The organism is Rhizobium sp. 01T417 (assembly GCF_056398905.1).
Genome location: NZ_JBFTQH010000002.1, coordinates 157,016 through 180,040 on the forward strand (window position 1 = coordinate 157,016; position 23,025 = coordinate 180,040).

Here is a 23,025-nt window from a genome sequence, read left to right on the forward strand (position 1 = left end):
AATGACGGGCTGGCAAGACGAAATCTCAAAGCTTTTCATCCTTTTGCCTTGACAGTTTTTTTATGCTCGCGTATCTCGGCTGCGCAATAGGTGTGGATAAGTCCGCGCCTTGCCTGCTTCGCGCTCGCGAGGCAGATCACCGGCAGCGAGAGTTCTGGGTCAAAGCCTTTGAAATCCCTGCTTAACCTCGACTGATAAAAAGACGGCCACCTGCTGATTGGCGGGCACGAGCCGGAACGAACATGAAAGGATAAAAAATGTTCGCAGTCATCAAGACCGGCGGTAAGCAGTACCGTGTGGCGGCAAACGACGTGCTGACCATCGAGAAGCTTGAAGCAACCGCTGGCGACGCAATTGAATTCACCGAAGTCCTCGTAATCGGCGAAGGCGCCGACGCTGCGATTGGTGCTCCCTTCGTCAAGGGCGCTTCCGTCAAGGCCGAAGTGGTCGAGCACAACCGCGGCAAGAAGGTCATCGCCTTCAAGAAGCGCCGTCGTCAGAACTCGAAGCGTTCGCGCGGCCATCGCCAGCACCACACTGTTGTCCGTATCACGGACATCGTGGCTGCCAAGTAAGATCACGGGACTTTAAGGTTTAAAGGAGAACACCAATGGCACACAAAAAAGCTGGCGGTTCATCGCGCAACGGTCGTGATTCCGAATCCAAGCGCCTTGGCGTGAAGAAGTTCGGTGGCGAAACCGTCATCGCAGGCAACATCATCGTGCGTCAGCGCGGTACGCAGTGGCATCCGGGCGCCAACGTCGGCCTCGGCAAGGACCACACCATTTTTGCGCTTACGGCCGGCAATGTGAACTACCGTACGAAGGCCAATGGCCGCGTGTACGTGTCTGTAATGCCGAAAGCGGAAGCAGCGGAATAAGCCGGTAGCGCTCTAAAACAGCCGGCGTCTCATCGACCCGGCTGAGCGTATCAGGTTCAGTCCAGAAAACAGGGGAGATGGGGCGCCATCTCCCCTTTTTTCTTGTCCAACGAAGGAGGACTGAACATGCAAGGCGAACTATTGAGGGAAGGCCAATCGCGGTCTTTCAGGGAAGACCAGCGGTCTCCCAAGGAACGGCTGAGGCCGGAGCGGTTAAGGACCGATTGCCCTGTCTTACTCTCGGAGCGGCTCGTCATGCGCGCACCGCACGAAGAAGACATCGACGCCCTTGCCCATCTCGCCAACAACGCCAAAGTCGCCACCATGGTGTCGCGCATGCCGCACCCGTACACGGCCAATGATGCCGCCGACTTCGTGCGACGCACGAAAAATGGCGAGATTGGCAAGTGCGTCTATGCGATCACCAAGGCCGAGAACGGCGCCTTTGTAGGGTGCTGCGGGGTCGAACCGCATCTTGACGGGCGGACCGTCGAGATCGGGTACTGGCTTGGAGAACCGTACTGGAATCAAGGCTTTATGACCGAGGCATGCCATGCTTTGGTCGATATGGTCTTTCGCACGCGGCAGGATGTCGATCAGATCGATGCTCGTTGCCGGGTGATGAACGTCGCTTCGCGGCGGGTCATCCAGAAGTGCGGTTTCCAGTTCCAGGGATCGGGGTTGGCGGCATCGCTGGCTCTCGGCAGCAATGTGCCCGTCGAATGGTACAGGCTCGACCGCAAGACCTGGATGTCGCTGAGAAGCTGGGGGAGCGTCCTATGAACGCGATCAGCCTTCAGAGACCCAGGAGCCAGTCGATGACGCCCGGCCCATTGCCGGTCATCACCACCGACCGGCTGGTGCTCCGCCCGCACAGGCTGAGCGATGCCGATGCGATCGCGGACACGCTGTCCGACTTCGCCGTTACCCGCATGCTCGCGCGCGTTCCTGCGCCTTATGACAGGCAGGACGCACTCGACTGGCTGGTTCCGGTGACGGCGGGTGGCATGGCCGACTGGCAGTTTGCCATCACGACTGGCGACGACGCTCATATCGGCGTCGCCGCCATCGAGCTTCGCCATGGCCTTTGGCACCTCGGTTACTGGCTGAACCGCTTCTACTGGCGGCGCGGCTATATGAGCGAGGCGGTAACGGCGGTGCTGGAGCGCTTTTCGCGCCGTATGCCGGAGACGACGGTTCATTCCGGGGTCTTCGCGGACAACCCGGCTTCGTTGAAGCTGCAGGAAAGGCTCGGCTTCCGCATGACCGGTTGCAGCGAAATCTACAGCTTCGCCCGCAACACCATGGTCACGCATGTCGAGACGATGCTGAAGCCGGGTGCCCTGCAACAGGCCAGGATTGCTTGAGACGAACGCGAGGCGTCCCGATCGTCGGGGCGCCTCAACCCCAACTACCGAATAACGACCCAGATGCGGAAATGGTCGGAGCTATGTCGATCTTCGCGGATTTCAGGTTGCTGGATGCGATGATGTTGCCGAACGGTCGAGGTCGTAGATACCATCAAGACCGCAGCCGTACTGTATGCTATAGCTCGCAAACCTCACGATAATCCTTTGACCTCCGATTGAACCGCCTATATCGAAAGCGGCAAGAGGAGCGATGAACGGCCACAATGGAAGTAAGATGAAATTTCTCGACGAAGCAAAAGTCTACATCAAGTCCGGAGACGGCGGCGCGGGCAGCGTCTCGTTCCGACGCGAGAAGTTCATCGAGTTTGGTGGCCCCGATGGCGGTGACGGCGGACGCGGCGGTGATGTCTGGGTCGAGGCGGTCAACGGTCTCAATACACTGATCGACTTCCGCTACCAGCAGCACTTCAAGGCCAAGATCGGTACGCACGGGATGGGCAGGGACCGTACCGGCGCCAATGGTGAGCACGTGACGCTTAAGGTGCCCGTCGGCACGCAGATTTTCGAGGAAGACAAGGAAACGCTCATTTGCGATCTCACCGAGGAAGGCCAACGCTACCGGCTCGCTACCGGCGGCAATGGTGGCTTCGGAAATGCGCACTTCAAATCCTCGGTCAACCAGGCGCCGGACTGGGCCAATCCCGGTCTTCCCGGTGAGGAAAAGACAATCTGGCTGCACTTGAAGCTGATTGCAGACGCTGGCCTTGTAGGATTGCCGAATGCCGGCAAGTCCACGTTCCTTGCAGCCGTCACCCGTGCCCGGCCGAAGATTGCAAATTATCCCTTTACGACGTTGCACCCGAACCTGGGTGTCGCGACTGTTGACGGTCAGGAATTCGTCCTTGCCGACATTCCGGGGCTGATCGAAGGCGCGCATGAAGGCGTCGGGATCGGTGACCGCTTCCTCGGCCACGTCGAGCGTACGCGCGTTCTGTTGCATCTCGTTTCCTCGCAAGAGGAAAAGGTCGGCAAGGCCTACACGACCGTCCGGCGCGAACTCGAGGCCTATGGCAGTGATCTTGGCGAAAAGGTCGAGATCGTCGCCCTGTCGCAGATCGACGTTCTCGATGACGCCACCTTGAAGAAGAAGACGAGGGAACTGACCAAGGCCTGCGGCAAGACGCCGTTCCAGATTTCCGCGGCGACGGGCAAGGGCATGACGGAAGTGCTGCGAGCCTTGCGGGATGTCATTGTCGAGGCGAATGCCGGCGGGGCGGAAAAGCTCGCCAAGGCACCGAAGCTCCGCCATCGCGATACGGTGTCGGATGATGAAGGCGAGGCCCATGACGACGCGTAAGTCGCTTGAGCGCTATCGCCGCATCGTCATTAAAATCGGCTCGGCTCTCCTCGTCGATCGCAAGACCGGTCTGAAGAAGGCGTGGCTCGACGCAATGTGCCGCGATATTGCGGCCATGAAGGCCAAGGGCGTCGACGTCCTTGTTGTTTCGTCCGGCGCGATTGCTCTCGGCCGATCGGTCCTCGATCTTCCTTCGGGAGCCCTGAAGCTCGAAGAAAGTCAGGCATCGGCAGCCGTCGGCCAGATCGCTCTGGCGCGTGCCTGGTCGGAAAGTCTGTCCCGCGACGAGATCGTTGCTGGTCAGATCCTTTTGACGCTCGGCGATACGGAAGAGCGCCGTCGCTATCTCAACGCGCGTGCCACCATCAATCAGCTCCTGAAGATCGGCGCCGTGCCGATTATCAACGAGAATGATACCGTTGCTACCAGCGAAATTCGCTACGGCGACAATGATCGCCTGGCTGCGCGGGTCGCGACCATGGCCGGTGCTGATCTGCTGATTCTGCTGTCCGATATTGACGGTCTCTATACGGCGCCGCCGCACCTCGATCCGCAGGCGGAATTTCTTGCCACGATCGCCGAGATCACGCCTGAAATCGAAGCGATGGCGGGTGGCGCTGCGTCCGAGCTGTCGCGTGGCGGCATGCGCACCAAGATCGACGCCGGCAAGATTGCGACGACGGCCGGCTGCGCAATGATCATCGCCTCAGGCAAGGCGGACAGCCCGCTCTCGGCGATCGAGAATGGGGCGCGCTCCTCTTGGTTTGCTCCTTCAGGGACGCCCGTCACGGCGCGAAAGACTTGGATTGCTGGTCAGTTGCAGCCGGCGGGCGAACTCCACGTCGACGAGGGTGCCGTTGTTGCGCTCGGCGCCGGCAAGAGCCTGCTTCCTGCCGGGGTTCGCAAGGTTGTCGGGCTTTTCAGCCGCGGCGATACGGTGGCGATCGTCGGCCCGCATGGCCGGGAGATCGCGCGCGGACTTGCTGGCTACGATGCCGAAGAGGCGCGGCAGATTACCGGCCGCAAGTCGACGGAGATCGAGGCAATCCTCGGCTACGCGGGACGTGCGGCAATGATCCATCGCGATGACATGGTGATGACGTCGCAGATCAGTTCAAAATCGGAAAGGCAGAAGAAGGACACAAGCTATGCTTGATACAGTTGCGCCGAGCCCTGACATTGACGCGCTGATGAATGACATCGGCCGCAAGGCCAAGGCTGCGGCGCGACCGTTAGGCTTTGCGTCCACTGAAGCCAAAAACAAGGCGCTGAACGCCATGGCGGATGCGATCCTCGCCAACAAGGATCACATCCTCGCCGAGAATGCCAAGGATCTGAAAGATGTCGCCGGCACGGACATGCTCGCATCCTTCGTCGATCGTCTGACACTGACCGACAAGCGCATTGCCGAGATGGCCGAGGGTATCCGCGCGATCGCGGCGCTGAAGGATCCGGTCGGCGAGGTGATCGCCGCCTGGGAACGCCCGAATGGACTGAAGATCGAGCGCGTTCGGACGCCGCTCGGTGTCATCGGTGTGATCTTCGAGAGCCGTCCGAACGTCACGGCGGATGCCGGCGCGCTCTGCCTGAAAGCCGGCAATGCGGTCATTCTGCGTTGCGGCTCGGATTCCCGGCGCTCATCGCACGCAATTCATGCCTGCCTCGTGCAGGGCCTGAAGGCCGCGGGACTTCCAGAGCATGCCATTCATCTCGTGCCGACAACCGATCGAGCTGCCGTCGGCGCGATGCTGCGCGGATTGGATGGTGCGATCGACGTTATCGTTCCGCGCGGCGGCAAGAGCCTTGTTGCGCGTGTCCAGAACGAGGCGAGGGTGCCCGTCTTCGCGCACCTTGAGGGGCTTTGCCATATCTATGTGGATGCATCGGCCGATCTCGGCATGGCCAAGGAGATCGTCGTCAACGCCAAGATGCGGCGCACCGGTATCTGCGGTGCGGTGGAAACGATTCTCGTCGACAGCGCCGTGGCCAAGAGCCATCTTCGCCCGCTGCTGGAGGCCCTTGCTGGAGCCGGTTGCGAAATCCGCGGTTCGGCTGCGGTCGTCCAGGCAATGCCTGGCGCGAAGGCAGCCACCGAGGAGGACTGGTCGACCGAGTATCTGGATGCCATCGTTTCGGTTGCTGTCGTCGATGGCATTTCGGGTGCGATCGAGCACATCCAGACCTATTCCTCGAACCACACCGAGGCGGTGATTGCCGACGATCCCGATGTGGTGCAGAGGTTCTTCACCGAGGTTGATTCCGCGATCCTGCTGCACAATGCATCGACGCAGTTTGCCGATGGCGGCGAGTTCGGGATGGGTGCCGAGATCGGCATTGCGACCGGCAAGATGCATGCCCGCGGCCCTGTCGGCGTCGAGCAGCTCACCTCCTTCAAATACCGCGTGCACGGCACCGGACAGACCCGGCCCTGACGTGATCAACGACGAAATCGACCGGCGCCATCTTCGCATGCCGCATAGCGAGCGGGGCATGGTGGTCGGTCTTTTCGGCGGTTCCTTCAATCCGCCGCATGACGGACATGCGCTGGTCGCCGAAATCGCGATCAAGCGGCTCGGCCTCGACCAGCTATGGTGGATGGTCACGCCCGGGAACCCGCTGAAGGATCGGCGACATCTGCTGCCGCTTGCCGAGCGCATCGCTCTGAGCGAGCGGCTAGCCCGACCCCCTTCGATCAAGGTCACCGCGTTCGAACGCGATTTCGCGACGAGTTTCACGGCAAACACGCTGGCGCGCGTCAAGGCGCGCAACCCACATGTCCATTTCATCTGGATCATGGGGGCCGACAGCCTGAAGACCTTCCATCAGTGGCAACGCTGGCAGGATATCGTCAACACATTTCCGATTGCCGTGATCGACCGCCCGGGCTCCACGCTGTCGTTCCTGTCATCGAAGATGGCGAGGACGTTCGATTTTGCCCGCGTTGACGAAGATGATTCCCGCGCGCTCTGGAAGCGCCAGGCACCAGCCTGGACCTTCATACACGGTCCGCGCTCCAGTCATAGCTCGACGGCTATCCGCGCTACGAACGGCACCGTAAAATAGTTCGACTTTTCAGGGAAGACGTACAAATGAAAAGCCCGACGGGGGAGGAGATCCGTCGGGCTTCGTAAACTCGATCGACAACTGGGAGGAGGAGTGTTGTCGATCCTATCCAACGGCTTTGGGAGGAGGAGATCGCCGTTCGATGAGTGTGTTGTACCATAGTCCCCGGATTCTTGAAGCGGGTCCATTGCATTGCAGCAATGCGCTACAAGCATGGCCGTAGCCAAAACCCTCCTCTATTTTGCCCAATTCTTTGGCATTCGAGACGATTTTCGTCGAGATTTCAAACTCCTGTCGGTTTCCCCCCTAAAATGGCGGGGAATTTTCGCCGTTTTTGGAACTGGGATCTCCGCAGTCATGCGCATCACGAATGTGTGAAGTCTGAGACGCGCAGACGGTTATGCTTGCCAAAATATAGCGCTAGCCAAGTCGCAAGCGACGTTATATTTCTACAGATATTTCCAAAGCTTCGGGAGAGATCATGCACAGTCGTCGCCAATGGATGAAATTTGCCGTCACAGCCATTTCGGCTGTCTTCTTAGGCGTTGCCGCAACGCCAGCCGCCGCTGCGGAAAAGGTCAGCGTTTTTGCAGCGGCCAGCCTGAAGAACGCCCTTGATGCAGCGAATGCCGCGTGGGCGAAGGAAGCCGGCAAGGAGGCCGTCGCCTCGTATGCTGCGAGCTCAGCGCTTGCAAAGCAAATTGAAGGCGGCGCACCCGCCGACATCTTCATCTCCGCCGACCTGGACTGGATGGACTATCTTGCGAAGAAGAATCTGATCAAGGCCGACAGCCGGTCCAATCTTTTGGGCAACCGAATCGTACTTGTCGCAACCAGGGACCACGCCAAGCCGGTCGAGATCAAAAAGGGCTTCGAGCTCGCCACGCTGCTCGGTGATGGCAAGCTCGCCATGGGTGAGGTGAAGTCGGTTCCGGCCGGCAAGTACGGCAAGGCTGCGCTTGAAGCGCTGGGCGTCTGGCCCTCGGTTGAGGCGAAGGTTGCCGGAGCTGAAAGCGTTCGCGCCGCGCTCGCGTTGGTATCGCGCGGCGAGGCGCCCTATGGCGTTGTCTACCAGACCGACGCCTCCGCGGACCCGGGCGTTGCCGTTGTCGGCACCTTCCCGGCGGATTCGCACCCGCCGATCATTTATCCGGTCGCTATTCTGTCCGAGAGCAAGAACCCAGACGCCGCGGCATACCTCGACTTCCTGAAATCGGAAAAGGTGGCTCATTTCTTTACCGAGCAGGGCTTCACCATCTTGAAATGATTGCGAATTCTCGCACGAAGACATAGCGTGAGAAGGCCCGTCGATACGGGCCTTCTATTTTTGGAGAGAATGGCTTGGACGCACTCGGCCTGAGCGATGATGAATGGACGGCAATCTTGCTCAGCCTGCGCGTGTCGGTGGTGGCGATGCTGGCCAGCCTGCCATTCGGCATCGGCGTTGCGCTGCTGCTGGCGCGGGGGCGGTTTTGGGGTAAGTCCGTTCTCAACGGTGTCGTTCATTTGCCGCTGATCCTCCCGCCTGTCGTCACGGGCTTCATTTTGCTGATCCTTTTCGGGCGGCGCGGACCGATCGGCAGCTTTCTCGATCACTACTTCGGCATCGTGTTTTCGTTTCGCTGGACGGGTGCCGCGCTCGCCTGCGGGGTCATGGCCTTTCCGTTGATGGTGCGCAGCATCCGGCTGTCGATCGAAGCGGTCGATCGAAAGCTGGAAGAGGCAGCCGGCACCTTGGGAGCCAGCCCATTCTGGGTTTTCATGACGATAACATTGCCGCTTACCCTGCCTGGCATCATAGCAGGAATGATCCTTTCCTTTGCGAAGGCCATGGGGGAGTTCGGAGCGACCATCACCTTCGTTTCCAACATCCCGGGGGAAACGCAGACGCTTTCGGCGGCGATCTACTCCTTCACGCAGGTCCCGGGTGGTGATGCCGGCGCCCTGCGGTTGACGCTCGTCGCTATCGTGATTTCAATGGCTGCCTTGCTTGCCTCGGAATTGCTGTCGCGCATCGTCGGCCGGAGGATTGATCCGGAATGACGCTTGTCGTGAAAGCAAAACAGCGGCTTGGTGCATTCGCGCTCGATTCCGCGTTTACCTCGGGGCGCGGGATCACCGCGCTTTTCGGCCGTTCCGGCTCTGGTAAGACCTCTATGATCCGTATCATTGCCGGGTTGGCGCGGCCCGACGCGGGCCAGGTCGTCCTCGATGGCGAAGTCCTGACAGATACCGAGCGGCGGATCTTTGTCGCCAAGCATCGACGGAGGTTCGGTTATGTCTTCCAGGAGGCGCGGCTGTTCCCGCACCTCAGTGTCCGTCACAACCTGTCCTATGGCCGGTGGTTTGCCAGAGCCACCGGTTCGGCAGAGGGATTGGATCATATTGTTTCGTTGCTGGGCATCGAAAGCCTGCTCGAGCGCAGGCCGGAAAAGCTCTCCGGTGGCGAGAAGCAGCGCGTTGCCATTGGGCGAGCCCTGCTTTCGGCTCCCCGTCTGCTGTTGATGGACGAGCCGCTGGCGGCGTTGGATGACGCCCGGAAAGCCGAGGTCATGCCCTATCTCGAGCGCCTGCGCGACGAGATGGACATTCCGATCGTCTATGTCAGTCATTCGATCGCCGAAGTCGCCCGCCTCGCCAATCAGGTCGTGGTCATGCGCGACGGAAAGGTGGAGGCAGTCGGCTCAGCCGTGGATGTGCTAAGCCATCCGCCTGCATCATTCGAGCGGCGTGATGCGGGGGCTCTTCTTGAAGGGACGGTGGAGAGCCTCGACGTGCAGCACCGCATTGCGACAATTGCCCTGAAATCAGCTCGGCTTCACGTCCCGGGAGCGATGCTAAACCTCGGTAAGCCCGTTCGCGTCCGCATTCCATCTCGCGACGTGATGCTGGCGATGAGAAAGCCGGAAGCGCTGAGCGCGCTCAACGTGCTTGAAGGTACCGTTCAGAACATGACGCAGGCAGACGACGCGACCATTGACGTTCTCGTCGATTGCGGTGGGGACACCATTCTTTCCCGGATCACAAGCTTTTCGGCAGAGCGGCTGGGCGTGCGGATTGGGTCGCCTGTTTTTGCTGTGATAAAGACGGTCGCGCTTGAGCCATGATCAGCGATTGCTTTCAGGCGATCGGTTGGCCTCCAGCCATGCCAGTTCTTCCGCAAGAGTGGTTTTCATCATCTGCTCCATCTTGCGAAAGCGGGCGAGGAGCTCATCGCCGAACGGCGTCAGCGCCGCACCTCCACCTTTTGGGCCGCCGCGCTGGGACTCGACGACGGGCTCGCGAAACATCCGGTTCATATCGCTGACAAGCAACCAGGCGCGACGATAGGACATGTCCATCGCCCTGCCTGCCGCGGAAATCGATCCCGTTTCCCTGATATGTTCGAGCAGTTCCATCTTGCCGCGCCCGAGGCGGTCTTCATGAGGAAAACTGATGCGGAGTATCGGTGTGAGCGTATCAACGGCGGGGCTTTTCATCGGCAAGTCTTCTATAGTCGAAAACGATCTTACTTTACGTGTGGTTGCAAGGACTGTACACAGCCGGGCCACATTCGGTCTTTCATCCACAGATGATCTATCGCGTCAAATGGTCGTTCACGCTTTGTGATTGTGCGCGTCTTGAAACGTTAATGGTTTGGTGCCTATCTTAACTATGATTTGGTCACCAAATCAGTGATGTGCATGTTTTGTCATTCCGAGAAAGGGAAAGCACTGACAACAGTACACGCCAAGGGAAAAACGCTTGCCGTTGTCCCGAAGAGCCCGGAACGTGGCGCCGATGCTGCCGCCCGCGCCCTGCACGCCGTCCTCACTAGCCTTGAGGACTCTAAGGCTGAAGATATCGTCACCATCGACATTGCTGGAAAATCGGCACTGGGAGACTTCATGGTCGTCGTCTCCGGGCGCTCGAGCAGGCATGTCATGGCGATCTCGGACCACCTGCTGTCTGATCTCAAAGACGAGGGCCTTGGAAGCGCCCGCGTCGAGGGTCAGGAAGGCGGCGATTGGATCCTGATCGACACCGGCGATGTCATCGTCCATGTCTTTCGTCCAGAAATACGCGAGTTCTACAACATCGAAAAGATGTGGGCCGCGCCCGATATGGACGAGGAAACGGTGCACTAACAGGCTGCTGGACGCTGTGTCCGCGGCCTGATAGACGGCATTTATTGGCCGGACGAATCCGGCTGGCGGCAGGTGTGTGCCGCCGGTTGCCGAACTGCGGGAGCGGATGATGCGTGTTGGTCTTTTTGCGGTGGGGCGGCTGAAGTCCGGCCCCGAGAAGGATCTTGCGGCCCGCTATTTCGATCGCTTTGCCAAGACCGGTCCTGCGGTCGGCCTCGAATTCTCCCGCGTGGCCGAAGTGGCTGAAAGTCGTGCGTCGAATGCCGATACGCGCAAGCGCGATGAAGCGGCGATGCTGCAGAAGTCGTTGTCCGAGGGGAGTGTTCTCATCCTGTTGGACGAGCGCGGCAAGGCGCTGGACAGTGAAGGCTTTGCCGATCTCCTTGGAAACTATCGCGACCAGGGCAAGCGCGACCTGATGATTGCCATCGGCGGTGCCGATGGCCTCGATCCGTCGCTATACGACGTTGCCGATGCAACCCTCTGTCTCGGCAAGATGACTTGGCCGCATCAGTTGGTTCGCACGCTCATCGCCGAGCAGCTTTATCGAGCCGTCACGATCCTTTCCGGCCACCCCTATCATCGCGTCTGATGGATTGCGTTGCTCACGTGAGCGTGTCCGTCCTGGTGTGCTCAGTCCCTCAATCGATCTGGCAAAGAATGTCAAATCAGCTTAATCTCCGCGCGATTTGAAGGGATTTCAAGCTCGTATGCCGACACGCGCGTTCAAGCCAAAATACGTCATTCTGTCGGCCTTGGCTGCAGGCTTGAGCGTGTCTGTGGCGGCAGTTGCGAACCGCCCCTTCGCTTCCGGCGCCTTCGCGCAGGATGCGCCGGAAGCTGCGCGGATCTCGCCGCCGGAGGCCCCTGCCCTGGCAAGCGCAACGGTTGCCCAGCCGCCGCCCGATCCGGCGGCCGACCTTGCGAAGAAGCGAGACGAGACGCGCGCCGAGCTTGAAGCCCTATCGAAGACCATCAGCCTCTCGTCCGATAAGGTTGCGGAGCTTCAGAAGAGCATCGCGGATCTGGACAAGAGCACCAGCAGCGTTCGCCAGGCGCTGATCGATTCCGCGGCGCGGCGCAAGTCGCTCGAGAAGCAGATCCTGGAGAGCGAGAAGAAACTGGCCGATCTCGGCGTCAAGGAAGACGCGGTCCGCCGGTCATTGCATGAGCGGCGTGGCCTGCTGGCCGAGGTGCTGGGTGCCCTGCAGCGGATGGGCCGCAATCCGCCGCCGGCCCTTCTCGTGACACCTGACGACGCGCTCGCTTCGGTTCGCAGCGCAATCCTGCTCGGCGCGGTGGTTCCCGGTATCCGAAAGGAAACTGACAAGCTCGTCGCCGATCTTGCCAACCTGTCTGCGTTGCAAACGGCAAGCGCTGCGGAGAAAACGGCGCTCACCACGACGATGACCAATAGCATCGAGGAAGAGCGCCGGATGGATTTGCTTCTCGCTGAAAACGAGAAGCTGAGCCGCAGCAGCGTGGCGGAACTGGATGCGGAGAAGAAGCGGTCGGAGGTTCTTGCCAGCAAGGCAACAAGTCTCGAGGGACTGGTGGCATCGATGGAAACCGAGATCGCATCGGTTCGCGACGCCGCCGCCGCGGCCCGCCAGGCCGAGGAAAACCGCAAGCTCTTAACCGACGAGCAGCGTGCCCAGGCCAAGGCCCTCGCGGAGAGCGGCGTGCCTGATAAAAACCGCATTGCGCCCGCATATCCCTTCGGAGAATTGAAGGCGAAGCTGGAATTGCCTGTGGCAGGCGATATCCTCCGCCAGTTCGGCGATGCCGACGGAACCGGCCATGAGGCGATGGGAATGACGCTTGCCACCAATCCGGAAACGGTGGTTACCGCTCCCGCAGATGGGCTTGTCGTTTACGCGGGTGCTTTTCGCAGCTACGGCCAGATGATCATCCTCGATGCCGGCAACGGCTACCACCTTGTCCTCTCCGGAATGGAGACGATCAGCACGCGCCAGGGGAAGTTCGTCTTCTCCGGCGAGCCACTTGCAGCCATGGGCGCGAAAAGAGTGGCGAGCGCGACAGCATTGGCGCTGGAAACCAACCGTCCGACGCTTTACATTGAATTTCGAAAAGATGGAAAACCGGTCGATTCCCGGCCTTGGTGGACCGCTAAAGACACTGGAAAGGCACGCAATGATTCGTAGGGCTTCTCTTGTTCTGGTCGGCGCATTGATGGGTGCGACCGCGATGAGCGTCATCTATTCGGCAGGCGTGCCTGCGGAAGCGGCCGGAGCCTCCACCTACAAGGAGCTTTCCGTTTTTGGTGACGTTTTTGAGCGTGTGCGCGCACAGTATGTGACGCCGCCGGCCGAGGACAAACTCATCGAAAATGCCATCAACGGCATGCTTTCTTCGCTGGATCCGCATTCGAGCTACATGAATGCCAAGGATGCGGCTGACATGCAGACCCAGACGAAGGGTGAATTCGGCGGTCTCGGCATTGAGGTCACCATGGAAGACGAGCTCGTCAAAGTCATCACGCCGATCGACGACACGCCGGCGGCAAAGGCTGGCGTTCTTGCTGGCGACTACATTTCCGAGATCGACGGTCAGTCCGTTCGCGGCCTGAAGCTGGAAGACGCGGTCGAAAAGATGCGTGGCCCGGTCAACACGCCGATCAAGCTGACGCTGATCCGCAAGGGTGCCGACAAGCCTATAGAGCTGACGATCGTTCGCGACGTTGTGGCTGTGCAGGCCGTGAAGTCGCGCGTCGAGGATGATGTCGGCTATCTGCGCGTCATCTCCTTCACGGAGAAGACCTACCCCGATCTCGAGAAGGCGATCGAGAAGATCAAGAAGACGGTTCCGGCTGACAAGCTGAAGGGCTACGTCCTCGACCTTCGTCTGAACCCGGGTGGTCTGCTCGACCAGGCGATCCAGGTGTCGGATGCGCTGCTGCAGCGTGGCGAAGTGGTTTCCACCCGCGGCCGCAATCCCGATGAGACCCGCCGCTTCAACGCTGGTCCGGGTGACCTCACGGACGGCAAGCCGGTAATCGTCCTGATCAACGGCGGTTCGGCATCTGCTTCGGAAATCGTTGCCGGCGCGTTGCAGGACCTGCGTCGTGCTACCGTTCTCGGAACGCGCTCGTTCGGCAAGGGCTCGGTTCAGACGATCATCCCGCTTGGCGAAAACGGCGCGCTGCGACTGACGACGGCGCTCTACTACACGCCGTCGGGCCGCTCGATCCAAGGCACCGGCATCACGCCGGATATCAAGGTCGAAGAGCCGCTGCCGGACGATCTGAAGGGCAAGATGACCACCGAAGGCGAGTCCAGCCTGCGTGGGCACATCAAGGGCCAGAGCGAGACGGACGAAGGCTCCGGTTCGGTTGCCTATATTCCGCCGGATCCGAAGGACGACGTTCAGCTCAACTACGCGCTTGACCTGCTTCGCGGCAAGAAGACGGACCCGTCCTTCCCGCCCAATCCGGACAAGGCCGTTAGCGCCAAGTAATTGCAATTTGAGGCGTCAGGCCGGATGGTGTATCCGGCCTGACGCCTTTTTGCTGTCCTGATTCTGAAGCGGAAACGAGCTTGAATACCGATCTGCACGCACCACTAGGACAGGGCCGTAAGGTTAAGCGGCAGCGGCCGGGTATTCTGCGGACGGGCCGTGTCGTCGCCGGGATTTGCCTCGTTCTGATCGGGGTTTCGTCGCTTTATACGGCATTCCGCGGAGATGGGCTGAAGCGCGAGAAGCCGCCAGTTCAAGACCAGGCGGCTTTGCCGCCATCCGATACTATTCAGAATCAGGTGCCGTCGCGGTCTTCGACCCCTGCCGCTCCAAATGGTATGGTGCCATCCGATCCCCGATCGGGTGCCAATGTGGAGCAGATGGTCACGGGCGATGGATCTGTCGTCACGAAATACTCCCCGAGACAACGCGACGGAAATGGCCCGGTGCTAGTTGATGCCTCGCAGGTCGGGCAGGACCCACGGATGGCGGCGTTGCCGAACGATGCGCTTCTGGAAAATACGCCGTTGGGGCGGCTCCCGATCGTCGGGCCGGACGGACGTCGCCCGATGGACCAGTACGCGCGACCATGGTCCGGTGCACACGGAACACGTATCGCGATCGTTGTGAGCGGATTAGGGTTAAGCCAGACAGGCACGCAGCGGGCGATCCAGCAGTTGCCGGAGGAGGTCACCTTCGCTTTTGCCGCCAGCGGCAACAGCTTGCAGCGCTGGATGCAGGAAGCGCGCCGCGGCGGCCACGAAATCCTGCTGCAGGTTCCATTCGAGCCTTTTGATTACCCGGCAAACGATCCCGGGCCGGATACGTTGCTGACGTCGACGTCGGCTGCGAAGAATATTGAAAGCCTGCACCGGGCGATGGGCGAGATCACCAATTATACGGGCATCATGAATTATCAGGGCGGGCGCTTCCTTTCCGACCCCAACGCCATGGAGCCGGTGATGCGGGATATCGGAAAGCGCGGGTTGCTGTTTCTTGACGACGGAACGTCGGCCCAGTCCAAAACCGCGGCAGCCGCAAAGGGAACGGAGGCGCCCTACGCCTTTGCTGATGTGCAGTTGGACAAGCAGCTTGATGTGAACGCCATCATCCAGAAGCTGGACGAGCTTGAACGCGTCGCAAAGCGCAATGGCCAGGCAATCGGTGTTGCCGCCGCCTTCGATGAGAGTATTGATGCCATCGCGCAATGGACGCAGGAGGCCGCGATGCGAGGCATTGAGATCGTCGGTGTCGCTGCGCTGACCAACGACCCGAAGAGACCCTGAAATAGAGAGAGCTGATGAGCAAGCTGATCGTCAACGCCGAAGACCTGCCGTATCGCCCCTGCGTCGGCGTTATGATCCTCAACCGCCAGGGTCTCGTATGGGCGGGGCGGCGGATTCCGGAAGAGAATTCCGAATATGATGGATCGCCGCAGCTTTGGCAGATGCCGCAGGGCGGCATCGACAAGGGCGAGGATCCGCTGGATGCCGCCTATCGGGAACTCTACGAGGAAACGGGCATTCGCACGGTGACGCTGCTTGCGGAAGCCAGGAACTGGATCAACTACGATTTGCCACCCCAATTGGTGGGCATTGGGCTAAAGGGGAAATTCCGGGGTCAGACGCAGCGCTGGTTTGCCTTCCGTTTCGATGGAGATGAGAAGGAGATCGCAATCAATCCGCCGCCCGGCGGCCATGCGGCGGAATTCGATGCATGGGATTGGAAGTCGATGGAAAGCCTGCCCGGTCTCATCGTGCCCTTCAAGCGGGCGGTCTATGAGCAGGTGGTCGACGAGTTCAGGCACTTGGCTGGCCTAAGCGCCGCAGAGTGAATGACCGGCGGCCAGGGCTGCCGGTCATGTCAATCGTTATTCGGCCTCGTTGGCGGAGTCGGCATTGAGCTGGCCGTACTTCGATTCGCCGATCTTGCCGAGCAGCTCCAGCTGTGTTTCGAGGAAGTCGATGTGACCTTCCTCGTCTGCCAGGAGCTCCTCGAAAAGCTTCATCGAGACGTAGTCCCCGGCCTCATGACAGATGTCGCGTGATTTCTTGTAGGCCGTGCGGGCATCGTATTCGCCGGCGAGGTCGGCTTCCAGAACTTCCTTGACGTTCTGGCCGATCCGAAGCGGGGCAAGAGTCTGAAGGTTGGGATGACCTTCGAGGAAGATGATGCGCGCGACCAGACGATCGGCATGATGCATCTCCTCGATGGATTCTGCCCGTTCCTTCTTGGCGAGCTTGGTGTAGCCCCAGTCTTCAAGAAGTCGGTAATGGACCCAGTATTGGTTGACGGCGCCGAGCTCGAGAAAGAGGGCCTCGTTAAGCCGCTCGATGACTTTTTTGTCGCCTTTCAATGTCCGCTCTCCTGTTTTCTTCATGGAATTCTCTGAGGCGGGACATGAAATCAAATATTTCGGCTTCCGTCGAGTGGTGACGGGCGTGATATTCCTCGGTCGTCTGGATGATGATGTCGACCACGTTCGGGAAGCAGCCACAGCAGCGGCCCCGTTTCCCCATGGCGTGGTATACCTTTGCAGGCACGATAAGCTGCCAACAATCCTCATCGAGAAGTTCTTTGATGACTTCCCGGATTTCGTGATCGGTTATGTAGTTGCAGCTGCAGACAAGCACGGCGTCATTCCAAACATGACATTCACTATCCCCTTTTCTGCAAAAGAAGATGATAGGTGTCAAGAAAAAATCGACTCGCGGAATAGGCCATTCGTCGCACATTGTGGGACTGTCGAAGGTACTCTCCGCTACATTGCAAAGCCTCAAATCCGGCGTTCTGATGCACGCTCTCAATGGAAATTGCGGCCCTTTGGCATGATCTGAGCTGTTTCCCGTGCTCCATGACTGCCGGAGATGAGGCTCTTCTCCATCACGGCGTTCTCAACTGAGTTTGCGAGTTTCCTTTGACGCGGATCCATCGTCGGATTGAGCGCTTGATCCGAACGATCGCTAACGCCAAAACGACGGGCTTCCTTCTGCAGGATGCCGAGCGCGGGGGTCATATCCTCGATATGATCGACGACGGTGTGGATCACGCCGCTCTGGCTCTGAAGCCTGCCATGAATCTTCACGAGTCGTGCTCCCATGACGATCGGGCGATATTTCTCGAAGACCCTTTGCCAGACAATGGCATTGGCAACGCCCGTTTCGTCTTCCAGTGTCATAAAGATGACGCCCTTGGCGGAGCCCGGGCGCTGGCGCACCAAAACCAGGCCGGCGATCGTCACCCTTCTGCCGTTCGGGACGGTAAGAAGATCGACACTCCGCACGACCCCGGCTTTGCGGAATTCGTCGCGGAGGAACGAGACCGGATGACCTTTCAGGGAAAGCGAGAGGTAGCGATAGTCCTCGATGACTTGTTCGCCAGGCAGCATTTCCGGCAGCCGCGTCTCCGGCTCGACCTGCAAGTCGATGTGGCTCACCTGGTCGAACAGAGGAAGCTTTTCGGCAGCGCTCTTCGCATCGAGCGCCCGCACCTCCCAGAGCGCTTCCCGCCGCGACAGCTTTATGGAGTGAAAGGCATCCGCATCAGCAAGCCGCTCTATATCCGCTTTCTGCAGGCCTGAGCGTAGCCAGAGATCGCGAATGGAAGAATAGCCCCTGCCTCTGTTGGCGACGAGTTGTTCCATACTCGCTTCCGAAAGGCCCTTTATCTGCCGGAAGCCAAGCCGAACGGCTCGCTTTGTCTTGATGACATCCCGCATGCTGGCATGCCGGAAATCGACTGAACGCTTGTTAAATTCTGCCTCCTCAAGCAAGCAATCCCAGTTCGATTCATTGATGTCGACGGGCCGGATATCAACCCCATGCTCCCTTGCATCCCTGACGAGCTGCGCGGGGGCATAAAAACCCATTGGCTGCGAATTCAGCATCGCAGCACAGAAGACATCAGGATAGTAGGCTTTCACCCAGGAAGAGGCATATACCAGTAGTGCGAACGAGGCCGCGTGGCTTTCCGGGAAGCCGTATTCGCCAAAACCCTTGATCTGGTTGAAGCATTGCTGGGCAAAGTCGCGGGGGTAATCCTTCGCGACCATGCCTTCGATGAACCGCGTTTCGAAATTGCCGATGGTGCCTGTTCGTTTGAAGGTCGCCATGGCCCGCCTCAGTTGGTCTGCTTCGGCCGGCTTGAATCCCGCAGCGGTGATTGCGATCTGCATGGCTTGCTCCTGAAAGAGCGGCACGCCGAGCGTTCGCTCCAGAACTCCCTTCAGTTCCTCGCTTGGATATGTCGTTGGGATACCGCGCGCTTTTTCCTCCCGGCGTTTCAGGTAGGGGTGGACCATGTCTCCTTGAATGGGGCCTGGCCTGACGATGGCGACTTCGATGACGAGGTCGTAGAATTTTTGGGGTTTCAGGCGCGGCAGCATGCTCATCTGCGCTCGGCTCTCGATCTGAAAGACGCCAAGCGTGTCGGCCCGGCACATCATCGCATAGACGGGCTCCTCATCCTCATGCTTATCGTTGCCGAGATCGGCGAGGGTCTTCTTCACGTCGTAATGCAGGAGAAGCAGATCGAATGCCCGCTTCAGGGCGGTCAACATTCCGAGCGCCAGGATATCGACCTTGAGGATCTTCAGATTGTCGAGATCATCCTTGTCCCATTCGACCATGTAGCGTCCGGGCATTGCCGTCTTCATGATCGGAACGACTTCATCCAGCCTGTCCCTAGTGATGACGAACCCCCCGACATGCTGGGTGAGATGGCGGGGAAAACCGAGAAGCTCGGATGCATATTTCAGCACGTTTTTGGTCATGGGATCGAAAATGTCGAGCCCGGCCGCCTTTGCTTCCCGTTCGGATAGCTTCTCTTCCGACCAGCCCCAGACCAAGCTGCCGATCGCGGACTGGACATCTTCTGAGAGACCGAAGGCTTTGGAAACCTCACGTCCGGCGGACCGGGTGCGATAAGTGGTCACCCCTGCGGTGAGACCCGCATGCTCCTTGCCGTATTTCTCATAGATATGCTGGATGACCTCTTCGCGCCTCTCATGCTCGAAATCGACATCGATATCCGGCGGTTCGTCGCGGTCCATCGACAGGAAGCGGTCGAAAAGCAGGGTGCTTTTCTCGGGATTCACCTCGGTTATCTCAAGGCAGTAGCAAATGACGGAATTTGCCGCGGAGCCGCGACCCTGACAGAGGATTTTTTTCTCATGCCTGGCGTACTGGATGATCCTGTGGACCGTCAGGAAGTATGGTTCATATTGCTTACGACGAACGAGATCCAACTCGTATTCGATGTTATTCTGAACTTTCTCAGGCACGCCGTTGGGGAAGCGCTTTGCTGCACCTGAATTGGTAAGGCGTTCCAGTGTTTCATAGGGTGTTTCCCCCTCGTCATTCTCGGAGGGATAGTTGTGCTCCAGTTCGTCGAGCGAAAAGGAAAGGCTTTCAAAGAACTTCCCTGTGTTTGTTACGGCGTGCGCATAGTCTCTGAAGAGGCGCAGAATTTCGTTGCCACTCTTGAGATAGCGTTCGGCATTCGGAGCCAGGAGAAAGCCAGCCTCGGGAATGGGAATATGCTCCCGGATCGACGTAACGATATCGGCGAGGGGGCGGCGGGCCGTATCGTGGTAGAGTGGCTGGTTGGTGGCGATCAGCGGGATGCGGCTACGGTCAGCTAGCATGGAGATGGTCGCAAACATGCGCCTATCGCGGCCGTCATAGGCGGGAGCGAGCGCCATGTGGATGTTTTTCCGGAAGCGTTTTCTGAAGCGCTCCAGACAGGCTTCGAACGCGGCGTGATTGTTATCGTCGGCAATGGACGGGTGCGGAATGATTGCAAGCATCATGTCGTCGCCCCATTCCATCAGATCTGCTTCCGACAGAATGCACTTACCCTTCTCGGCTCTCAGGTTTCCAGCGCTCAGCAACCGGCAAAGGTGCGCCCAGCCCTGGCGATCTCGGGGGTAGGCAAGAATGTCAGGCGTTCCATCCGCAAAGACGAGGCGGGCTCCCGGCTGGAAACGGATCGGGTCGGGAATGATGTCCTTCTTCTCGCGCTCCTCCAGAAGCCCGGCTTTCATTCGTTCGAACTTCTTCCGGATCGCCTCTGCCTGGGCATGGGCCCGGACGACACCTGCAACTGAGTTGCGGTCGGCAATGCCAAGGCCTCCAAGCTTCATAACGGCAGCCTGAACGACCATTTCCTCGGGCTTGGAGGCGCCCTCCAGAAACGAGAAATTGGTCTTGGCGCCGATTTCGAAGAAGGCGGACATCAGGCAATGACCCCGTGCATGAACCAACTCTGTGTTGTGTCACGCTCATAATGACCCTGGCGATAGATCCAGAAGCGGCGCCCCTTATCGTCTTCGATCCGGAAATAGTCCCGATCCCCAGCATCCTTTCCATCTACGCCATCGAGCCACCATTCCATTGCCAGCCGCTCCGGGCCCTCGCTCTTCAAGACACGGTGCTGCATGCGCCGCCAGTGAAAGCTCGCTGGTGCGCCATCAGGGATTTCGATGGCAAAGGCATCCATCGGCTCCGCTTTCCGCAATAGCCGGATGGGCCGTTCGCTCCTGGCTGGTGGCAGATGCCCCTCCCGGGTTTTCGGGGCGGACAGATGTTCGATTGCCGGCACTGTAGTGTAGGCTCTTTCCGGTATGTGGCTCTCCCGCAATTGGAAGGTTTGCAGGCAGTCTTCTCCGAGGCGAGCTGAAACCCGATCCACGAAGGCAGCAAGAGACGCGTCCTTCCGCTGGCGGTGTTCGAAGTCTCCCTGTGACGTCACGAAATCTTCGTGCAGGAGTACGTTGAGACGAAGGATCTCGAATCCGTAACCCGCATCGAAATCGTCGTGAATTGCCTGCAGGCGTTCGGCAAAGAGGGCGGCAATGCGCTTGGGCTCCCGCAAGGGCTGCGCGGTCCCGGCAGAAATGCGAAAAACCTTGCCGTCGACACGGAACAGGACCAACTCGAAGATACGGCCGCCGACACCGCGGGCTTCCAGCGAGGGCTTCAGGGAGACGGCAACCTGACCCGTGAGTGCGAGGATATCGTCTTCGGCTCCGATCGGCTCAATCAGGCGACGTTCGACCGAGAGGCTTGCGACCGGCAGGCGTGGAGAGACCGGCTCTTCATCGGTCCCAAGCGCCTGATCGAGCCTCAAGAGCACAGCTCCCCCAAAGCGGCGGGCGAGGGGGGCGCGGGGCGCGGTCAGCAAATCGCCGACATATTTGAGGCCCATCTTGTCCAGGCCCCCTATGGTTTCGTCCTCGAGACGCAGGGCCGCGACGGGCAGGGGAGCCAACGCCTGTTCTGCCTCCCCATGCTCGATGATGCCGCCTTGGCCAAAACGGCTGATGGCCCAGGACAATCCAGGCGAGGAAGAGATGGCGCCGCGGGCGTCAATTCCCATCTGGAAGAGCCGTGCGAGAATATCCTTGAGAAGGGGCGTCTCACCGCCAAACAGATGGGCGCACCCGGTAATGTCAAGGAACAAGCCATCGACGCCGTCGAGAGCAACAAGCGGGGTATAGCGATCGCACCAGTCGGCGATCGCTTCCAGGAAGCGCCGGTTGGCGGCTGGGTCGTCCTCGATCACATCAAGCGTGGGGTAGATGGCGCGGGCTTCGGCGACACCCATATGCTTTCGGAGATTGAGTGTTTCGGCAGCCTCGTCCAGTGCCGTCAGCCGCATCGTATTGTTGAGGCGGCTGGAACAGACGATCGGTGCGGCTTCAGGACGTCCGTGCGAACGCCAGGAGAGCCCCCATTTCTTTCTTGCGATCCGGTCGGTTGGAAGGTGCGGAAAGTGGAGTGCCAGAATGCGTTGCGCGTTCGTCTGGAAGGCGAGGGTTGGCTGATTGGGAGACGGCGAAAAAACGGCGGTCATGGGGGTTCCACTCCAGTAGAAAGGAGAGGGGAGCCGGGTTGCGGCTCTTCTCCAGGGTGAGATGAAAAACCGGATTGCCGATGCTACCGCCCAGCATCGTGCCATCCGGCAAGGGGCGCGCCTGTGCCGGCGCGGGTGCTGCAAGGAAGCGGAAATAAGCGCTGCTGGCTTCTTCCTCTCCAGCCTGCCGCAACAGGAAAAGCGGGCGTTTCGATGCTTTCGCCCGCAAGCTCAAACGACGGCTCTCCGTCAGGCCGAAGGGCTTTGGGTTGCCGCGGATCTCCAGAACCGTCGCAGGAAAAACGCCGCTTTCGACTGCAGATTCCGCAAGCCAGAGAGCGTCTTCAAGCTTGCGCGGACTGGCATAGAAGAACTGGTCCGGTTTCAGACCGAAATCTCGTAACCCTACGGCGTAGGGGACGCCTGCTTCCATCGTGGAAACCATGTCCGCGATCCACAGGATCGGTAGCGGCGCACTGTGGCTCTCCTCGACTTGACGCTGCAGCATGGCGGCAAGCGCCAGCACAAAGCCGCTGCCGGCACCGGCCTCCCGCAAGAGGTCGGTGCGAGCCTCGGTGATCCCGTCGAGCGGCAAGCCGCCATCGATCGCCTCGTCGAGTGCGGGTATTCCAAGAGGAAGACGCGGGCCGCTGTCGTTCTTGGCGGCGAGGCCTTTGTCGGCCAAGGCTTCGCTTTGCGCGGCCGCCAAGGCCGGCGCGGGCTTCCCTTCAAGCTTTGCAATGGTTTCGCGGAGCGCAAAAAGCCGCTCGCGCGTCACGGCCGACTGTGCCATGACGTTCTCCAAGTCTCAGATGTTCCTGTTATGTTCTTATGGATTCCAGAGGCGGGCGAAAGAGTCAACAGGCATTTGATGTGAATTTATTCCTGCCTTTGATT

Annotated in this window: 23 protein-coding genes; 17 read left to right on the forward strand and 6 right to left on the reverse strand. The window is 59.6% G+C overall.

What is annotated here, in order from left to right:
* Positions 1-257 precede the first annotated feature (257 nt).
* The 11 genes from rplU to modC all read left to right on the forward strand — a co-directional run bounded on the left by rplU (position 258) and on the right by modC (position 9,777).
* Positions 258-575, forward strand: coding sequence for a 50S ribosomal protein L21 (gene rplU / locus AC1DPR_RS02875; RefSeq protein WP_007528566.1), 318 nt, complete (start codon positions 258-260; stop codon positions 573-575).
* A 35-nt stretch (positions 576-610) separates the two neighbouring features.
* A complete protein-coding gene (gene rpmA, locus AC1DPR_RS02880) occupies positions 611-880 on the forward strand; it encodes a 50S ribosomal protein L27 (protein WP_018855954.1) in 270 nt (89 codons plus the stop codon).
* 126 nt (positions 881-1,006) lie between these two features.
* Positions 1,007-1,663, forward strand: a complete 657-nt coding sequence (locus AC1DPR_RS02885; RefSeq protein ID WP_026371618.1) for a GNAT family N-acetyltransferase — start codon at positions 1,007-1,009, stop codon at positions 1,661-1,663.
* A complete protein-coding gene (locus tag AC1DPR_RS02890) occupies positions 1,660-2,247 on the forward strand; it encodes a GNAT family N-acetyltransferase (protein ID WP_026371617.1) in 588 nt (195 codons plus the stop codon). Before AC1DPR_RS02885 ends, AC1DPR_RS02890 begins: the two co-directional genes overlap by 4 nt.
* A gap of 277 nt (positions 2,248-2,524) precedes the next feature.
* Entirely contained in the window at positions 2,525-3,607 is a 1,083-nt protein-coding gene (gene obgE, locus AC1DPR_RS02895) for a GTPase ObgE (RefSeq protein WP_477815728.1), read from the forward strand.
* A complete protein-coding gene (proB, locus tag AC1DPR_RS02900) occupies positions 3,594-4,763 on the forward strand; it encodes a glutamate 5-kinase (RefSeq protein ID WP_477815729.1) in 1,170 nt (389 codons plus the stop codon). The genes obgE and proB overlap by 14 nt, the downstream gene beginning before the upstream one ends.
* Complete coding sequence (locus tag AC1DPR_RS02905; RefSeq protein WP_018855949.1) at positions 4,756-6,039, forward strand: glutamate-5-semialdehyde dehydrogenase; 1,284 nt, start codon at positions 4,756-4,758, stop codon at positions 6,037-6,039. Before proB ends, AC1DPR_RS02905 begins: the two co-directional genes overlap by 8 nt.
* A gap of 37 nt (positions 6,040-6,076) precedes the next feature.
* Complete coding sequence (locus AC1DPR_RS02910; RefSeq protein ID WP_477815768.1) at positions 6,077-6,670, forward strand: nicotinate-nucleotide adenylyltransferase; 594 nt, start codon at positions 6,077-6,079, stop codon at positions 6,668-6,670.
* 481 nt (positions 6,671-7,151) lie between these two features.
* Entirely contained in the window at positions 7,152-7,937 is a 786-nt protein-coding gene (modA, locus tag AC1DPR_RS02915; protein WP_113469684.1) for a molybdate ABC transporter substrate-binding protein, read from the forward strand.
* 74 nt (positions 7,938-8,011) lie between these two features.
* Positions 8,012-8,713 (forward strand): molybdate ABC transporter permease subunit, encoded by a 702-nt coding sequence (gene modB / locus AC1DPR_RS02920; RefSeq protein WP_018855946.1) that lies wholly within the window; start codon positions 8,012-8,014, stop codon positions 8,711-8,713.
* Positions 8,710-9,777: a molybdenum ABC transporter ATP-binding protein gene (gene modC / locus AC1DPR_RS02925; RefSeq protein ID WP_477815730.1), complete on the forward strand. Its 1,068-nt coding sequence runs from the start codon at positions 8,710-8,712 to the stop codon at positions 9,775-9,777. The genes modB and modC overlap by 4 nt, the downstream gene beginning before the upstream one ends.
* Here the strand turns inward: modC and AC1DPR_RS02930 are convergent, their stop codons facing one another.
* Complete coding sequence (locus AC1DPR_RS02930) at positions 9,778-10,149, reverse strand: winged helix-turn-helix domain-containing protein (protein WP_018855944.1); 372 nt, start codon at positions 10,147-10,149, stop codon at positions 9,778-9,780. It lies immediately after the preceding gene.
* Positions 10,150-10,353: 204 nt separating this feature from the next.
* Between AC1DPR_RS02930 and rsfS the strand changes: the two genes are divergently transcribed.
* The 6 genes from rsfS (at position 10,354) to AC1DPR_RS02960 (ending at position 16,108) form a co-directional block, all read left to right on the forward strand.
* Entirely contained in the window at positions 10,354-10,797 is a 444-nt protein-coding gene (gene rsfS / locus AC1DPR_RS02935; protein WP_018855943.1) for a ribosome silencing factor, read from the forward strand.
* A 109-nt stretch (positions 10,798-10,906) separates the two neighbouring features.
* On the forward strand, positions 10,907-11,389 hold the full coding sequence (rlmH, locus tag AC1DPR_RS02940) for a 23S rRNA (pseudouridine(1915)-N(3))-methyltransferase RlmH (RefSeq protein ID WP_477815731.1): 483 nt from the start codon (positions 10,907-10,909) through the stop codon (positions 11,387-11,389).
* A gap of 118 nt (positions 11,390-11,507) precedes the next feature.
* A complete protein-coding gene (locus AC1DPR_RS02945) occupies positions 11,508-12,962 on the forward strand; it encodes a murein hydrolase activator EnvC family protein (RefSeq protein WP_477815732.1) in 1,455 nt (484 codons plus the stop codon).
* Complete coding sequence (locus AC1DPR_RS02950) at positions 12,952-14,274, forward strand: S41 family peptidase (RefSeq protein ID WP_018855940.1); 1,323 nt, start codon at positions 12,952-12,954, stop codon at positions 14,272-14,274. The genes AC1DPR_RS02945 and AC1DPR_RS02950 overlap by 11 nt, the downstream gene beginning before the upstream one ends.
* Before the next feature lie 80 nt (positions 14,275-14,354).
* Complete coding sequence (locus AC1DPR_RS02955; protein WP_477815733.1) at positions 14,355-15,560, forward strand: divergent polysaccharide deacetylase family protein; 1,206 nt, start codon at positions 14,355-14,357, stop codon at positions 15,558-15,560.
* Positions 15,561-15,574: 14 nt separating this feature from the next.
* The gene (locus AC1DPR_RS02960; protein WP_018855938.1) at positions 15,575-16,108 is read left to right on the forward strand and encodes an RNA pyrophosphohydrolase; all 534 of its coding nucleotides are present in this window, start codon (positions 15,575-15,577) and stop codon (positions 16,106-16,108) included.
* Positions 16,109-16,144: 36 nt separating this feature from the next.
* Here the strand turns inward: AC1DPR_RS02960 and bfr are convergent, their stop codons facing one another.
* From bfr to AC1DPR_RS02985, 5 genes are all read right to left on the reverse strand, one after another.
* The gene (bfr, locus tag AC1DPR_RS02965) at positions 16,145-16,630 is read right to left on the reverse strand and encodes a bacterioferritin (RefSeq protein WP_007528518.1); all 486 of its coding nucleotides are present in this window, start codon (positions 16,628-16,630) and stop codon (positions 16,145-16,147) included.
* A complete protein-coding gene (locus AC1DPR_RS02970; protein WP_018855937.1) occupies positions 16,596-17,009 on the reverse strand; it encodes a (2Fe-2S)-binding protein in 414 nt (137 codons plus the stop codon). Before AC1DPR_RS02970 ends, bfr begins: the two co-directional genes overlap by 35 nt.
* 68 nt (positions 17,010-17,077) lie before the next feature.
* The gene (locus AC1DPR_RS02975; RefSeq protein WP_477815734.1) at positions 17,078-20,509 is read right to left on the reverse strand and encodes an error-prone DNA polymerase; all 3,432 of its coding nucleotides are present in this window, start codon (positions 20,507-20,509) and stop codon (positions 17,078-17,080) included.
* The gene (locus tag AC1DPR_RS02980) at positions 20,509-22,062 is read right to left on the reverse strand and encodes a Y-family DNA polymerase (RefSeq protein WP_477815769.1); all 1,554 of its coding nucleotides are present in this window, start codon (positions 22,060-22,062) and stop codon (positions 20,509-20,511) included. The genes AC1DPR_RS02975 and AC1DPR_RS02980 overlap by 1 nt, the downstream gene beginning before the upstream one ends.
* The gene (locus AC1DPR_RS02985; protein ID WP_018855934.1) at positions 21,974-22,921 is read right to left on the reverse strand and encodes an ImuA family protein; all 948 of its coding nucleotides are present in this window, start codon (positions 22,919-22,921) and stop codon (positions 21,974-21,976) included. The genes AC1DPR_RS02980 and AC1DPR_RS02985 overlap by 89 nt, the downstream gene beginning before the upstream one ends.
* Between the last annotated feature and the right edge of the window lie 104 nt (positions 22,922-23,025).

Coding starts and splice junctions, on each gene's coding strand:
- modC (WP_477815730.1), top strand. CDS start 8,710: ATGACGCTTGTCGTGAAAGCAAAACAGCGGCTTGGTGCATTCGCGCTC.
- rsfS (WP_018855943.1), top strand. CDS start 10,354: ATGTTTTGTCATTCCGAGAAAGGGAAAGCACTGACAACAGTACACGCC.
- rplU (WP_007528566.1), top strand. CDS start 258: ATGTTCGCAGTCATCAAGACCGGCGGTAAGCAGTACCGTGTGGCGGCA.
- rlmH (WP_477815731.1), top strand. CDS start 10,907: ATGCGTGTTGGTCTTTTTGCGGTGGGGCGGCTGAAGTCCGGCCCCGAG.
- AC1DPR_RS02950 (WP_018855940.1), top strand. CDS start 12,952: ATGATTCGTAGGGCTTCTCTTGTTCTGGTCGGCGCATTGATGGGTGCG.
- rpmA (WP_018855954.1), top strand. CDS start 611: ATGGCACACAAAAAAGCTGGCGGTTCATCGCGCAACGGTCGTGATTCC.
- AC1DPR_RS02930 (WP_018855944.1), bottom strand. CDS start 10,149: ATGAAAAGCCCCGCCGTTGATACGCTCACACCGATACTCCGCATCAGT.
- AC1DPR_RS02960 (WP_018855938.1), top strand. CDS start 15,575: ATGAGCAAGCTGATCGTCAACGCCGAAGACCTGCCGTATCGCCCCTGC.
- modA (WP_113469684.1), top strand. CDS start 7,152: ATGCACAGTCGTCGCCAATGGATGAAATTTGCCGTCACAGCCATTTCG.
- AC1DPR_RS02985 (WP_018855934.1), bottom strand. CDS start 22,921: ATGGCACAGTCGGCCGTGACGCGCGAGCGGCTTTTTGCGCTCCGCGAA.
- obgE (WP_477815728.1), top strand. CDS start 2,525: ATGAAATTTCTCGACGAAGCAAAAGTCTACATCAAGTCCGGAGACGGC.
- AC1DPR_RS02970 (WP_018855937.1), bottom strand. CDS start 17,009: ATGTGCGACGAATGGCCTATTCCGCGAGTCGATTTTTTCTTGACACCT.
- proB (WP_477815729.1), top strand. CDS start 3,594: ATGACGACGCGTAAGTCGCTTGAGCGCTATCGCCGCATCGTCATTAAA.
- AC1DPR_RS02910 (WP_477815768.1), top strand. CDS start 6,077: ATGCCGCATAGCGAGCGGGGCATGGTGGTCGGTCTTTTCGGCGGTTCC.
- AC1DPR_RS02975 (WP_477815734.1), bottom strand. CDS start 20,509: ATGTCCGCCTTCTTCGAAATCGGCGCCAAGACCAATTTCTCGTTTCTG.
- AC1DPR_RS02945 (WP_477815732.1), top strand. CDS start 11,508: ATGCCGACACGCGCGTTCAAGCCAAAATACGTCATTCTGTCGGCCTTG.
- AC1DPR_RS02905 (WP_018855949.1), top strand. CDS start 4,756: ATGCTTGATACAGTTGCGCCGAGCCCTGACATTGACGCGCTGATGAAT.
- AC1DPR_RS02890 (WP_026371617.1), top strand. CDS start 1,660: ATGAACGCGATCAGCCTTCAGAGACCCAGGAGCCAGTCGATGACGCCC.
- AC1DPR_RS02885 (WP_026371618.1), top strand. CDS start 1,007: ATGCAAGGCGAACTATTGAGGGAAGGCCAATCGCGGTCTTTCAGGGAA.